Annotated in this window: 14 protein-coding genes and 1 tRNA gene; 11 read left to right on the plus strand and 4 right to left on the minus strand. The window is 49.7% G+C overall.

Going from position 1 to position 13,671, the window contains the following annotated elements; all coding sequences use genetic code 11:
• Window positions 1-250: 250 nt before the first annotated feature.
• The 11 genes from JW984_14740 to JW984_14790 all read left to right on the plus strand — a co-directional run bounded on the left by JW984_14740 (window position 251) and on the right by JW984_14790 (window position 10,289).
• Window positions 251-862, plus strand: a complete 612-nt coding sequence (locus JW984_14740; GenBank protein MBN1574452.1) for a hypothetical protein — start codon at window positions 251-253, stop codon at window positions 860-862.
• Between the two features lie 36 nt (window positions 863-898).
• A complete protein-coding gene (locus JW984_14745; GenBank protein MBN1574453.1) occupies window positions 899-1,516 on the plus strand; it encodes a 1-acyl-sn-glycerol-3-phosphate acyltransferase in 618 nt (205 codons plus the stop codon).
• A 205-nt stretch (window positions 1,517-1,721) separates the two neighbouring features.
• Window positions 1,722-2,576, plus strand: coding sequence for an undecaprenyl-diphosphate phosphatase (locus JW984_14750; protein MBN1574454.1), 855 nt, complete (start codon window positions 1,722-1,724; stop codon window positions 2,574-2,576).
• Between the two features lie 198 nt (window positions 2,577-2,774).
• A complete protein-coding gene (locus JW984_14755) occupies window positions 2,775-2,948 on the plus strand; it encodes a hypothetical protein (protein ID MBN1574455.1) in 174 nt (57 codons plus the stop codon).
• Window positions 2,920-5,181: a DNA translocase FtsK 4TM domain-containing protein gene (locus tag JW984_14760; GenBank protein MBN1574456.1), complete on the plus strand. Its 2,262-nt coding sequence runs from the start codon at window positions 2,920-2,922 to the stop codon at window positions 5,179-5,181. The genes JW984_14755 and JW984_14760 overlap by 29 nt, the downstream gene beginning before the upstream one ends.
• Before the next feature lie 17 nt (window positions 5,182-5,198).
• The gene (locus JW984_14765) at window positions 5,199-5,933 is read left to right on the plus strand and encodes an outer membrane lipoprotein carrier protein LolA (protein MBN1574457.1); all 735 of its coding nucleotides are present in this window, start codon (window positions 5,199-5,201) and stop codon (window positions 5,931-5,933) included.
• Between the two features lie 146 nt (window positions 5,934-6,079).
• Complete coding sequence (rimO, locus tag JW984_14770; protein ID MBN1574458.1) at window positions 6,080-7,444, plus strand: 30S ribosomal protein S12 methylthiotransferase RimO; 1,365 nt, start codon at window positions 6,080-6,082, stop codon at window positions 7,442-7,444.
• 127 nt (window positions 7,445-7,571) lie between these two features.
• On the plus strand, window positions 7,572-7,997 hold the full coding sequence (locus tag JW984_14775) for a TraR/DksA family transcriptional regulator (GenBank protein MBN1574459.1): 426 nt from the start codon (window positions 7,572-7,574) through the stop codon (window positions 7,995-7,997).
• Between the two features lie 4 nt (window positions 7,998-8,001).
• Entirely contained in the window at window positions 8,002-9,078 is a 1,077-nt protein-coding gene (locus tag JW984_14780) for an FAD:protein FMN transferase (GenBank protein MBN1574460.1), read from the plus strand.
• A gap of 3 nt (window positions 9,079-9,081) precedes the next feature.
• Complete coding sequence (locus JW984_14785; GenBank protein ID MBN1574461.1) at window positions 9,082-9,462, plus strand: NusG domain II-containing protein; 381 nt, start codon at window positions 9,082-9,084, stop codon at window positions 9,460-9,462.
• Between the two features lie 287 nt (window positions 9,463-9,749).
• Entirely contained in the window at window positions 9,750-10,289 is a 540-nt protein-coding gene (locus JW984_14790) for a Gx transporter family protein (GenBank protein ID MBN1574462.1), read from the plus strand.
• A 4-nt stretch (window positions 10,290-10,293) separates the two neighbouring features.
• On the opposite strand, the gene JW984_14795 is transcribed toward JW984_14790, so the two are convergent.
• The 4 genes from JW984_14795 to JW984_14810 all read right to left on the minus strand — a co-directional run bounded on the left by JW984_14795 (window position 10,294) and on the right by JW984_14810 (window position 13,492).
• Window positions 10,294-11,442: a pyridoxal phosphate-dependent aminotransferase gene (locus tag JW984_14795; GenBank protein MBN1574463.1), complete on the minus strand. Its 1,149-nt coding sequence runs from the start codon at window positions 11,440-11,442 to the stop codon at window positions 10,294-10,296.
• Between the two features lie 292 nt (window positions 11,443-11,734).
• Window positions 11,735-12,025, minus strand: coding sequence for a hypothetical protein (locus JW984_14800; protein ID MBN1574464.1), 291 nt, complete (start codon window positions 12,023-12,025; stop codon window positions 11,735-11,737).
• A gap of 26 nt (window positions 12,026-12,051) precedes the next feature.
• Window positions 12,052-12,127 (minus strand) — tRNA-Arg (locus tag JW984_14805).
• 141 nt (window positions 12,128-12,268) lie between these two features.
• Window positions 12,269-13,492: a glycosyltransferase family 4 protein gene (locus JW984_14810; protein ID MBN1574465.1), complete on the minus strand. Its 1,224-nt coding sequence runs from the start codon at window positions 13,490-13,492 to the stop codon at window positions 12,269-12,271.
• Window positions 13,493-13,671 lie beyond the last annotated feature (179 nt).

The raw sequence follows: 13,671 nt of genomic DNA on the forward strand, positions 1-13,671 counted from the left end.
TTTTTTTGAGTAATTACTCGTCATTGCGAGTATGATAAAGTCGACCGAGGCAATAGGGCACTTAAGACAATGGGCTTAAGCCCATTGTCTCCTTAAGCCCATTGTCTATACATAACAAAATTGCCTCGTAGCTTCGCTTCCTGTAAATGACATTAGCAGGTGTAATTACTTAGTCTTTTTCTTAAATATCCTTGACTTTATCAAAAAATAGCTTTATAAAAAGTATCATTATAGTATTATGGAGCATAATATGCTTGAAAAGTTTTTCTATGCCTGCCCCGAATGCGGTGAGTTTGACGCAATAATGACTGACGATCAAGACGCTGTTTCATGTACAAAATGCGGAGCGAATTACTATTTTGACGATAAATACAACCTCGTGTCCGAAAAGGGCGGTAAAAAGAAGACAAGAACCTTGGCGGAATGGTACGAATCGATTAGGGGCAAAAAGTTAAAGGAGATAAAGGACGATTCATTCCCGAGGATTGAGGGAGAAAAGCTCTTTGCAAGGAGCAAGCGGGCGGAGCTTTTTCAGGAGGTGCCGGCGGGAATCTTTAAGGGATTTAAGGGAATCAGGGCGAAGCTGTATAAATTCAAGAAGATAGACGAAGGAAACCTCTACCTCTCAAACAGAAGGCTTCTTTTTATAGGGCAAGGGGAACACTCCATAGGCCTTGATGAGCTCTCGTCGTGTACCATAGAGTCCCATATGGTAATCGTGAATACCAAACGAGGGCATGCCTTCTCTTTCGAGTTCTTGGAGGAGAGCGGAAAGAAGTGGGAGGATATAATACGAGACAAGCTGGTGGAGTTTTACGGAGTAAAGAAAATCAGGGAGTTTCAGCCGAAGATAGCTTTTTAGGAATAGGAATTTATAAAAGATATTAGGGGGAACGCAGTGATACTCGATGTAATATACGCAATAATATTGTTGCTGGTAAAGGTGGGGCTGAAGTTAAAATATAGTGTTACGATTAAAGGGGCAGAGAACATCCCCAAAAATGGCCCAATTATTTTATTGTCTAATCACACTACCATAGTCGATTCCTTCCTTTTGGGGTGCAACGTGCCGAGGAAGATATATTACATGGGAAAGAGCACCGAGTTCGAGTCGCCCGCCAAGAGGATATTCTTCTATCTCTCCCGCTCGTTTCCGGTCAGGAGGTACGATATTGACCCCGGGGCGTTGAGGAACGCCTACAGGATTATCGAGTATGGCGGGATGGTTGGAATCTACCCGGAGGGAGAAAGGACCTGGGACGGCAAGCTCCAGTCCTTGAGGAGGGGAACGATTCGCTTTGTCCTGTCGACGGGGGTCCCTGTAATAACCGCGGGGATAAAGAACGCCTACCAGCACCAGCCGAGGTGGGGAGGTAGGATAGGGAAGCCTCCCATAGTACTCAGCTTCGGAAAGCCGATAGAGGTAAAAAAGATCAAGGGGAAGGATCAGAAAAAAAGCGATATCGATGACCTGAATGATAAGATCGTTAAAGCAATATTGGAGCTGAGCGAGTAGGGCCGTGATGAGCGGGTCGGGGAGAGCCCAACGCTGATTTAAGGATTTGTTTTTTCAAGGCCGCACGGCCTTTTAAAAAATAGATATGTTAAATGAAAGACCTGTTTCAACTAATTGACAGGTTTTTGTTTTTATTGTACAATGTGTTTCAAAGTGAGGTTCGATATTGTTAGGTTCCATGTTGTTGGCTTCGACTTCGATCGAAGTGACAATTAATGAAATTATCGCGATTTTCAATATTACTAAGGCCGTGTTGCCCGCCTCGCCGGCCATACCATGCTATGTGGCCGTTATCCTCGGAATAGTCCAGGGCCTGACGGAGTTTCTGCCGGTAAGCTCGTCGGGACACCTTGTCGTGATGCAGCATTATCTCTCCGATTTCACGGGCCCTCCACTCCCCTTTGACGTCCTTCTCCACGGGGGAACCCTTGTTTCGCTGCTGATATACTTTTTTAAGGACATCAAGGCGATTATCGCCTCGTTTTTCGGTGGTGGGACGGAAGAAAAGAGGGAAAACAGAAAGCTCGGATGGATGATAATCCTGGGGAGCGTTCCCGCCGGCATCGTGGGAATTGCGTTTATGGACTTCTTCGAGGCGCTCTTTTCCAATATCAAGATGGTTTCATTTATGTTTTTGGTAACCGCGGCTCTGCTTCTGGTTGCGGAAAAGAGGAGCAAGGTAGAGGTCGAGGAGAGGAGGATCGGTGTTGTGGATGCGATTGTCATAGGTCTGGCCCAGGCCGTAGCTATAATCCCCGGAATTTCAAGGAGCGGCTCCACCATCGCCCTGGGGCTCATCCTGGGGCTGAAGAGGGAGACCGCCGCCCGCTTCTCGTTTCTCCTTTCGATACCGGCAGTTTTAGGGGCGTTTATCCTGAACCTGAAAAATCTCGATTCGATCAATTTCCCGTATATAGTCGGGGTCTTGCTGGCGGCCGGTGTGGGTTTGTTGGCGATCAAGCTGACCATAAATGCCGTTGTCGTGAAGAAGCTTTGGATATTCTCTTTGTATCTCATGATCCTGGGAGTTACCCTCGTATTTCTCAATTTCTTGTTTTGAGGGTGCTCTTGGTCTGCATAAATGGGTGATCCGCTGATTTTACAGGTTTCAGCGAATGCGGACGATTTTTAATACTATAAAAATAATGTCTTTGAAAAGGTTGTGGGAAGGCTTTTTTGCTAGCTTAAGAGTTTGGAAGAAATAAAATAATCAATGATATAGATTTAGCGAAGATATGTCAGGGGGAAGGAGATTTCTATGGAGTTTAGGGGGAGATGGGAGTATCTCATAAGTGAAAATTTGGAAATTGATATAAGGTCGAGAGGACTTTTTCAACTCGAAAATAGAATAATATTTAAGGTATGGGAATTCGCGGGAGCCGGGCTTTCCGGGCTGCTTAGAAATGGCTGGACCAAAAAAAAGGAAAAATAGGGGGGAAGACGGGGAGTCGTCTGGGTCTTACCTTATATCGAACAGGATGGTAAGGGAGATAAACGGTTTTGTTCTCCTTGCGGTCTCGATATTCCTCGCGATAAGCCTGATCTCCTACTATCACGGAGACCCGTCCTACAACAGGGTGGCCCCAGGGGTTTTGACCACTAACTGGGGGGGGATCATAGGGGCATACGCTTCCGATTTTCTTCTGGTTTTCTTAGGGATAGGGGCATATTTATTGACCCTATATATATTTGTTCTCTCGCTCCACTTCCTGGTTAGCGACGGCATCAAGAATATCTTTCTAAGATCCCTTTACTCCCTTTTCATTTTCTTTTCGATAATGGTCCTTTTGGGAGCCGTCTTCGGCCAGAATAAGATCCTCTACGGCCGGACGGTCTACGCCGGGGGGATTTTGGGGATATATCTCGCGTCGTTTTTGTGGAAGTACATCAGCGTTGCGGGAACGGCGATCTTATCCCTACTTGTCCTTGTCCTCTCTTCCATTCTGATCTTAGGCAAGACCGTAAGGGAGGCCCTGGTTTTTGCATCGGTATTTTCGTCTCGACTTTTCAAGGGATTGAAAACGATATTTGCCCTCTTGGCCGATGGGGTGATTTGTATGTCGAGAATAAGGGGAAAGAAAAAGGGAAGTGTAAAGAGCCCGCCGAAATTGAAGGGGGAGGTGAGGGCCACCCTCCCGCCGGAGATCGTCGAGGTAAGGCCACTGGAGAGGGTAAGGCGGGATATTTCTCCTGAGAGGCAGCCCCGCTTCGATTTCGGCCGGGGATCGGGGGAGTATGTCTTTCCGCCCCTCGACCTCCTGAAGCTTCCCGAGAACGAGTCTTCCGTGGCCGACAAAAAGTCCCTCATCATGAAGGCGAGGATACTCGAAAAGAAGCTTCTTGACTTTTCCGTCAGGGGTAAGGTCACGGAGGTGAGGCCCGGCCCCGTGGTCACGATGTTTGAATTCGAGCCCGCCCCTGGAGAGCGGATAAACAAGATCGCCGGCCTTGCGGACGACATAGCTATGGCGATGTCGGCCCTCTCTGTGAGGATAATAGCTCCCATAGCGGGGAAATCCGTGGTCGGCTTCGAGATACCGAACCCGACCAGGGATACGGTCTCCTTGAGGGAGATAATAGGCTGCGATGATTTCGACGCTTCAAAGTCAAAACTGACCTTCGCCCTGGGCAAGGATATCTTCGGTGCGCCGGTAACAGCCGATCTTATGAAGATGCCGCACCTTCTGATCGCCGGCGCCACCGGCTCCGGAAAGAGCGTCTGCATAAACTCGATTATTCTCAGCATCCTGTACAAGGCGTCGCCCGAGGATGTGAAGTTTCTGCTGATCGACCCGAAGATGCTGGAGCTCTCCCTCTATCGGGGGATCGCCCACCTCCTCCTTCCCGTGATCACAGACTCGAAGGAGGCTTCCGTGGCCCTGAGGTGGGCCGTGGAAGAGATGGAGCAAAGATACAGGGTGATGGCGGAGCTGGGGGTAAAGAACATCACCGGGTATAACAGAAAGGTGGCCGAGATGAAGCCCGTATCGACGGATACTATGGAAGGCGATCGAGAGCCCCATCGGAAGATACCCCTTATCGTCCTAATCATAGACGAGCTTGCGGATCTCATGATGACATCAACCCGGGAGGTGGAGGAGTCGATAACGAGGCTTGCCCATATGGCCCGGGCGTCGGGGATTCACCTGATCGTGGCCACCCAGCGCCCCTCGGTGAATGTGTTAACGGGGGTGATAAAGGCGAACTTCCCCGCGAGGATCTCGTTTCAGGTGTCATCGAGGGTCGATTCGAGGACGATTCTCGATGTATCGGGGGCGGAGCACCTTTTGGGGATGGGTGATATGCTGTTTCTTCCCCCGACAACGTCAAATCTAATAAGGGTGCACGGCGCAAACGTGTCGGAAGACGAGATAATCGGAGTGGTCGAGTTCATCAAGGAACAGGGAAGCCCGACCTACATGGAAGTGGATTTGAAGGCGAGAGACGAGACCCATCTCGAGCTTGATGACGGATATGACGAAAAGTACGACGACGCCGTGGCCCTGGTGGCCGAGACGAGAAAGGCCTCCATCTCCATGATACAGAGGCACTTGAGGATCGGTTACAATCGGGCCGCAAGGATCATAGAAAAGATGGAGGAGGATGGAATTATAGGACCTTCCGATGGAGTAAAACCCCGGGAGGTATTAATAAACAAGATTTGAAAAGGAGATAGAAAAAAGTGAAAAGGATAACGACTTTAATGCTTGCGGCGGCCTTTCTTTTTTTGGCCGTTACAACGGTTACGGCGGAAGATAAACTGGAGACGATCGTAAACAAACTTCAAAAAAACTATGATGATATCATTGACTTTTCGGCGAAGTTCAACCAAGTGACAGAGGCAAAATTTCTCGGAGCGCCGGCGATCCAAAATGGCGAGGTTTTTTTTAAAAAGCCGGGGAAATTCAGGAAGCATATCGGTTCTATAGCCGACGATACCTTTAGTGAAGATTTAATAACCAACGGAAAGACATTATGGTACTATAGGCCGAACGAGAAGCAAGTGATTATTTATGACAGTGGTGAAGCCTTGGAAAACGAGTTTTTTCTCCCGTTCCTCTTCGGAGAGGGTAAATTGACAGAAAATTTTGAGGTGGCCATGAAGGAGTCGACAATGAAGGAGGCGAAGAACTCGTACCTCATGGCGCTGGTGCCGAAAGAGCCCGACACGGGCGTCGAGTGGATTCTCCTGGTGATTGACAAGGATACGTTCTTGATCAAGCAGATGAACATATATTCCGTTACGAAAAGTGTCATCAGGATAGCCTTTGAGGATATTAAGATAAATCAGGGCCTTAGTGACTCATTTTTCAACTTCCAGGTTCCATCGGGAGTCGAGATAATCAGGAAAAAGATCGAATACTCAGGGCCTCCGGAGACGAAGGTAGACGTAAAAATACTGGAAAACGACGATTGAGAACTTGGGACCCTCCTTGTTTTTGCGGATTGAATCCGAAGTGAATCGAGTCCGGGAGATAAATCCCGTTTCATCTCGCGTTGTTGTATAACTCTATTAATGCAAGGCCCCTTTTCCGGGGTCTTTTCGCTTTGCGTGGGGGAATCTTGTCAAAGGGTTACTTTCTTATAGCCTTGGGGTGCGACAAGAACATCATCGATGCCGAGGTAATGGCCGGGCGCCTCAAGAGGGAGGGATATTGTCCCGTCGGTGATCCGGCCGAGGCCGATATAATGATCGTCCACACCTGCACCTTCGTCGAAGGCGCCACCGAGGAGTCGATCGATACGATCCTTGAGCTGGGGAGCCAAAAGGGGTATGGGAAGGCCCTCGTCGTGTCGGGCTGTCTCGCCCAGAGGTATCCGAATGAGCTCGCAAAGGAGATTCCGGAGGTGGATCTGATCCTCGGGGTCGGCAAGCACACAGAGCTGCTCGAATGGCTGGGCAGGGAGAGGATCGTGGTCTCTTCCCCCGAGGATTGGGATATCAACATGATGGAAAGCAACACGATGGAGAGGATACCCTCAACCCCCCGTCATTACGCATTCCTGAAGGTCTCGGAAGGATGCAACAACCGCTGTTCATATTGCGTAATCCCCTTGGTTCGGGGCGGGCTAAGGAGCCGCCCGGTTGATGATATTGTCGCCGAGGCGGGATGCCTCAGGGAAGGGGGGATCTTTGAGCTCAACCTCGTTGCCCAGGACCTGGCCTCGTATGGATTGGACCTGCTTAACGGGAATGGTCTTTACGGGCTTCCGGGGCTTTTGAGGTCGCTCCTTGACGGGACGGATATCCCGTGGATCCGCCTCCTCTATCTCCACCCGAAAAATATTACAAGCGACCTTATAGACCTCGTTGCGAGAGAGGAGCGGATCGTAAGCTACATGGATGTCCCTGTTCAACACTGCTCCGATACCATACTGAAGTCGATGGGGAGAGGTATAGAGAAAAAAGGTATCCTGACGCTCATCGATGAGATAAGAAGCCGCATAGAGAAGATCTATCTGAGGACAAGCCTTATCGTCGGGTATCCCGGGGAGGGGGAAGGGGAGTTCAAGGAACTTTACAATTTTGTAAGGGACGTGAAATTTCAGAATCTCGGAGTCTTCCGTTATTCAAGGGAGGAGGGAACCCGGGCCAACAATATGATCGGCCACCTTCCCGAGGATGTCATCGAAGAGAGGTACAGGGCGATAATGGAGCTTCAGAGGGGGATTTCGCTTGCGGAAAACGAAAGGCTCGTGGGGGAGAGGGTCGTCGCTCTAATTGACGGGATTAGTGAAAAAGGGGAGGACGAAAGCGAAGACCCCGCCGTTTTCAGGGGCAGATTCTACGGGCAGGCCCCTGAGGTGGACGGCAATATAAAAATTCGAGGCGTTGGGCTGTCTTCCGGGGATGTGGTGGATGTTTTGATAACCGGTGCCGGTCATTACGACCTTTTCGGCGAAGTGGTCAAAAAAATAGTTGAATGAATCTCATTTTCTCCTTCTTTTTTGTCTTGACAAAGGTGGAAATAAGTATATATTTTCCGATACTGTTTTTTTTAGCCTACGAAGTTTCATTTTTTTAACTTAAAGATGACGGCTTTTGGAGAGGAAGATGACAGAGAGTCTAAAAGAGATTGAAGAAATCCTTAAAGAAATGAGACATGAACTTCTGAAGGAAATCAAAGAAAAAATAAAATCGGAGAGCGATATCAAGACCAAGGGAGATGTGGGGGACATATACGATCTTGCCAGTGATGAGCGGGACAGGGAGCTTAACATCATTATTTCGGATCGGGATATGGATAAGATCGAGGAAATCGATGAGGCACTGGAGAGGATCAAGGACGGCACCTACGGGATATGCATGGAATGTGAGGCAAAAATCCCGAAAGAGCGGCTGATGATTATGCCCTTCGCTCAATTGTGCGTGCACTGCAAATCGAAAATAGAAAAGTCGGGAATCAGCGAGAAAGGATTTAAAGAAGAGAGAGAATACAGGAAGCTTGCCTTTACATCCACTGATGAGGAAGAGAGTTGATTCATTGAAGTTAAAATCCATCCTGAAATATATCCTTCCCTTTATCGTTGTTGCAGTCCTCTTCTCGGTATGGTATTTCAAAAGGAGGACCGTAACAGTCACCGATACCCGCCTTATGCTGGGGACCGTCGTTGAGATAACGGTGATGGGAGAGGCGGGAGAGAGGCGGGATATCCTCTATGAGGCCGTTGAGTCGGCCTTCCTGAAGATCGCAGAAATTGAGACCATCGCCGACAGGCATACAGCCAAAAGCGAGATATCGAAGTTGAACCGCATGGCGAAAGAAGGGGAGCTGGGCCCAATTCCCGTCTCGGATGAGATAATCGAGATGCTTGACCTGTCGAGGATCGTTTCCGAGAGGTCGGACGGGGCCTTCGACATCACGGTGGCCCCCATCATCGATCTCTGGGATTTCAGCTCCGATGGGAAGGGAAGGGTTCCCGATGAAGATGAGATAAGAAAGAGGCTCAAGCTCGTTGACTACAGAAACGTGGCAGTCGAGAAGGGAACAAAAGAGGTTTCTTTTCGCAAGACCGGAACAAGGCTCGACCTTGGAGGTATAGCCAAGGGTTATGCCGTGGACGAGGCGGCGGAGGTTCTTCGGAAGCTGGGGATTAAGAGCGGTGTCGTCAACGCCGGCGGCGACATAGCGGTGATAGGATACAAAGGAGGAGGTAAAAAAGGGGGAGACCCCTGGAGGATCGGGATTCAAGACCCGAGGAATCCGAAAGGACTCATCGCCGTCTTGAGACTCAACGATGCCTCCGTAGTGACCTCCGGGGATTACGAGCGGTATTTCATCGAAAACGGAAAGAGGTATCACCATATCATTGACCCGAAAACCGGGTACCCTTCCGACTCCTCGATATCCGTAACGGTGGTGGCCAAAAACACCGCCTTGGCAGACGCCCTGGCAACGGCGATCTTCGTCCTCGGGCCCGAGAGGGGACTCAGACTCGTTAAGGATTTTGCCGAAAAGACTGGCGACGGGGAAAATTCCGTCGAGGCATTGATCGTAGGGCCTAAGGGAAAACTGTTTAAAACCGAGGGCCTTAGTAAAATCATGGAGTACTTGGATTAGGTTTTGTTCACCAGGGCGGACAAGATTCTCATCGTCGCCCTTATCGTCGTCTCTGCGTTAAGCTACCCGGCGATAAGGCACTTCTTTTCGGGGGGTACGTTCGTCTCGATAGAGGTCTCCGGCGAGGAGCGAAGGGTTGTGAGACTCGGCCTCGACAAGGAGATCACAGTTCCCGGCAAGATCGGAGATTCGGTTATAAGATTCGACGAGAAGGGGGTGAGGTTCGTGGACTCCCCCTGCGTGGACAAAAACTGCATCGAGGCGGGCCGCATAAAAAAAGAGGGGGAGGTTTTAAGATGTGAGGCAAATGACGTTACGGTTCGGATTATCGGCGCCAACGGGAAGTCGGCCAAAGGGAGGGGAATAGACTTTATCACAAGGTAAATAGTCTGATTCATCCGATTATTGAGAGCCCGGGCCGAGGGGTAGAATGTTTTTTTAATATATTCATGATTGAGGGAACGGGATTTCGAACTAGGTGGCGGGAGGGCCTTTGGCCAGGTAGCCTCAGTAATATAGGTCTTGATAAAATAGTCTCTTTAAAAACTCGGAGGAGAACCGGGTTTTTTAATGTAGAAGCGATTCATCTCGCTGAAATACTCATATTAACTTTGCGTTAAATTCACTTTGAGTTCTTTAAATCAGTCGGAACTGAAAGGTCAGGGTAAAGGGTGGAGAGGGAGAGAAAAATAGTGACGATATCGCTCCTTGCGGGGCTTTCAGTTGTAATCTACGCCCTGGAGTCCTTCATCCCTTCGCCCGTCCCCTGGCTCCGGTACGGCTTTTCCCACATCATAATTCTCTTTGTCCTCCTTTTTTTTAGCTACAGAGAGGCACTCCTGATTTTTCTTGTCAGGACCCTGATCGGCTCCCTCATCGTGGGAAGGCTCTTCTCCCCCACCTTCTTCTTTGGCCTATGCGGCGGATTTTCGGCCCTTGTCGTCATGGCGGGCCTCCTCTACGTGCTCAAGGGGAGGGGGCTGGGTATCGTGGGTATCAGCGTCTCCGGGGCGTGGGTAAACAGCCTCGTCCAGATGCTCATCGCGGCGGTGCTCTTTGCGAGACACCGGGAGATATTCCTGTTCCTCCCCGTTTCGTTGATCTTCGCCGTGGCGATGGGAATCGTAAACGGGATAGCGGTCTACTATCTGAACGGATACGGTCAAAAAGCGCTCGGGTTTAAGGGGAGGTATTTCCCTCTTGATTTGTGAAAGGTTATAGCCGATCGTAGCTCTTCAGGAACGACTCGATCCTGTCCATCGCCTCTCTGATATTTTCCATCGAGTTCGCGTAGCAGAACCTGATATATCCCTCGGCGTTTTTCCCGAAGTCTATCCCCGGGGTGACGCCGACGCCCGCTCCCTCCAGGATGGCGAAGGCGAGTTCGTAGGAGTTTTTGGTGAAGGACTTTGCGTTTGCCAGGACATAAAAGGCCCCTCCCGGGTCTACAGTGATTCCGAAGCCGAGCTCCTTGAGCCTCTTTACGATAAACTTTCGCCTCTCATTGTAAATGGAGCGCATCCTCTTGACCTCTTCCCCCCCCTTCTTAAGGGCGGCTATCCCGGCCCACTGGGCGAAGCTGTTGGCGGAGATGAAGAAGTTCTGCTGCATCTTCTGCATCGGGCGGACAAATTCCCTGGGCGATATGACGTAGCCGAGACGCCAGCCCGTCATGGCGTACCTCTTGGAGAAGCCGTTCATGACGAAGGCGCGGTCGGTGAATTCGAGGATTGAGTGCTCGGTCTCCTCGTAGACGAGGCCGTGGTAAATCTCGTCGGAGATTATGTAGGGGCCGAGCTCCGAAAGACTTTTCATCCTCTCGGGAGAGAGGAGGTTTCCGGTTGGATTTGACGGGGAGTTTATAAGAATCCCCTTGACCTTTTTCGTGATTTTTCCCTTTACCCTGTCTGGGTCGAACTGAAATCCCTCCTCCTGATGGACATCGACCGGTTTTGGATGGCCGTCGACATACTCAAGGAAGTTTGGATAGCATGCGTAGCAAGGGTCGGACAGGATCACCTCGTCGGCTGGATTCAGTAGGGCGGAAAAGATGAGGAGCATGGCGGGGGAGGTGCCGTTAGTTATAATGACTTGATCCGGGGAGACATTAACACCGTAGCGCATTTTATAGTCTTCGGATACCGCCTCCCTAAGCTCGAAAAGCCCCATGCTGTGGGTGTACTGGGTCTTTCCCTCCCTAAGGGCATCAATGGCCGCCTCTTTTATCACTTCGGGGGTGTCGAAGTCCGGCTCCCCGACCTCCAGGTGGATGATGTCTCTCCCCTCCCTCTGAAGCTCTTGGGCCCTCTCCAGCACCTCCATCACTATAAAGGGAGTTATTCTATCCGATCTTCTTGATACCATTTTCCTTGGTTCCCGTTTCAATCAGTGCTGACAAAAAGGGGGCTAATGGCAACCCCTTTGATCACTCGACCTAAAACTTACAACGAAATGTCCCTATACGTTCCAATCTTATAGAAAATAACACATTTCGGCACGAATATCAACAGGAGCGTTCCCCTCGAAAGGGGTATCTTCAAAACTCGACTGTCTGGTATTGACCGGGATTTGTTTCAAGGCGGGGGAAATAGTCATGATATATATATGATGCTCCCTATTGCTGTTTCGAGCTCTTGAATAGCTTAAAGCGATCTAATCAGGATTCAATGACGATTTTCTTTTCATCCTCTTCGGAAAAGCCTTTCAGGTGTTTTAATGTTGCGATGAGGGTGTCTGTAACGATAACCTTTGCGAATCCATGAAACTCGACCTGTTTGTCGTCGACCTTTATGTCGATTTTTCGCCCCTTTACAACAAATTCTATAACCTTGGGATTATCGACCCCTTTGAGAGGCCTTATGGCGGCCGCAAAGACCTCGGCGACATATTCTTCGATAAACGGATTCAGCTTTATCTCCTGATTGTTGGAAAATGCCTTTGCCTTCATCCTGTTTCCCCGTGATAGAAAAGTTATGGTGCGCCCGGCAGGACTTGAACCTGCGGCCCCAGCGTCCGGAGCGCTGTGCTCTATCCCCTGAGCTACGGGCGCAAAATCTTGGGTTGTCTTTCGGATAAATCTATCACAAAACCTCGCTGTAGTCAAACCCCGTTTAATGATATATGAGATTAAGAGAAATTTTTTCTATTTGTTCAAGGCGGATTGCATGAAATATTGGATCAACATAAACCCTTAATCTTGTTTGATTCTGCCTAGAATAGTATTGTATTGGTCGATATAGAGGTCTGCTATATTGTCGAGGTTGAAGTCTTTCTCGATCCTTCTTCTCCCCCTTTTTGCCATATTGTCGCTGGATTTAACGTCCTTTATCGCCCTTATGAGACCCCTCGTTAGAGATTTAGTGTCTCCCTCTGAGACGGCTATGCCGGATGAATATATTTTAACCGAATCCTCCTCATATATATATTTCGGCTCTTCCCCCTCCTTCGCGATCAGCCTCAGGTTTCCGGGGATGTCGGACACCACGGCCGTCAGCCCCATGCACATCGCCTCCAGGAGCGAGTTCGAGATACCCTCGTACCTTGAGGGCAGCACGAAGATATCGGCAGCCGCGAGGTATTCATATACGTTGGAGACGCGGCCAGGCGTCAGGACACCCTTTATATTCCGGGCGGCTCGTTTTACGTATTCATATTCTGGACCGTCTCCGAGCATTATCAAAAGGGCGTCGTCTACTTGCGAGACCACTGCCTCCCACGACTCGATGAGGAGCCTGATGTTTTTCTGCTCGCTGAACGTGCCGGTAAAAACGACCACCCTCGAAGACGGCGCGATCTTAAGAGAACTTCGAATCTCGTCTCTCTTTCCCTTTACGACCGTGACGGGCATAATCCCGTTGGGTATCTCGACAATTTTGTCCAGGTCAAATCCATATTGCAAAAGTTCGTCCTTTATGTTTGGGTTGATGGCGACTATCCTGTCGGCCCGCTTGACTTGATTCAGAAATATATTTCCGAAGAGGGGAGTCTTCTCGAGCCCTGACAGGTCGGAGCCCCGGCCCGAATTGGCGACCTTAATCAGAAATCCCTTCTTCAGCAGGGCCGCCGCCAGCGCGCACAAGACGGCGTTGTGTCCCGCTATGTGGGCGTGGATGATGTCGTACTCTTCTCGATGAATAATAAGAAAGAGAAGGAGGGTTAACATGTAGGTATACGACCCCAGGCGGTAATTGCCCCTCTTATCTCTTATCCCCCAGATACGGTTTTTGTGAATAACTGTGTCGCCTATACTGGTCTCCCTCTCCTCGTTCGGGTAGGCCCCCGCCACGATCATGACGGGGACCCCTTTTTTCACGAGGGCCTCCGACAGGCGAAGCATCTGCCTTTCCGCCCCGCCCTTGTTAGGGTGGAACTGGGAAATTACCATCAGGATTCGGGGTTGAGACAATCTATCCATACGAGTCTCTATTTCGGGGTCGATAACCGCCAATCTCTATTATATCCATTCGATTTTCGGGAAAGCGGCTTTACCAAGCTTGTCTGAAGGCGTCAAGATCACCCTCTCCAATTTTATGTCCAAACAGCAAGCGGAATCCAAATCATCAAAAGAGGGGCTTTAAAGAGACGAAAAAATTT

This window comes from Candidatus Zymogenus saltonus (assembly GCA_016929395.1).
GTDB classification, from domain to species: Bacteria; Desulfobacterota; Zymogenia; order Zymogenales; family Zymogenaceae; genus Zymogenus; species Zymogenus saltonus.

Bases quoted from the DNA above. Each gene is read 5' to 3' on its own strand.
- JW984_14740 (MBN1574452.1), top strand. From the start codon at position 251: ATGCTTGAAAAGTTTTTCTATGCCTGCCCCGAATGCGGTGAGTTTGAC.
- JW984_14755 (MBN1574455.1), top strand. From the start codon at position 2,775: ATGGAGTTTAGGGGGAGATGGGAGTATCTCATAAGTGAAAATTTGGAA.
- JW984_14760 (MBN1574456.1), top strand. From the start codon at position 2,920: ATGGCTGGACCAAAAAAAAGGAAAAATAGGGGGGAAGACGGGGAGTCG.
- JW984_14775 (MBN1574459.1), top strand. From the start codon at position 7,572: ATGACAGAGAGTCTAAAAGAGATTGAAGAAATCCTTAAAGAAATGAGA.
- JW984_14795 (MBN1574463.1), bottom strand. From the start codon at position 11,442: ATGGTATCAAGAAGATCGGATAGAATAACTCCCTTTATAGTGATGGAG.
- JW984_14800 (MBN1574464.1), bottom strand. From the start codon at position 12,025: ATGAAGGCAAAGGCATTTTCCAACAATCAGGAGATAAAGCTGAATCCG.
- JW984_14810 (MBN1574465.1), bottom strand. From the start codon at position 13,492: ATGGATAGATTGTCTCAACCCCGAATCCTGATGGTAATTTCCCAGTTC.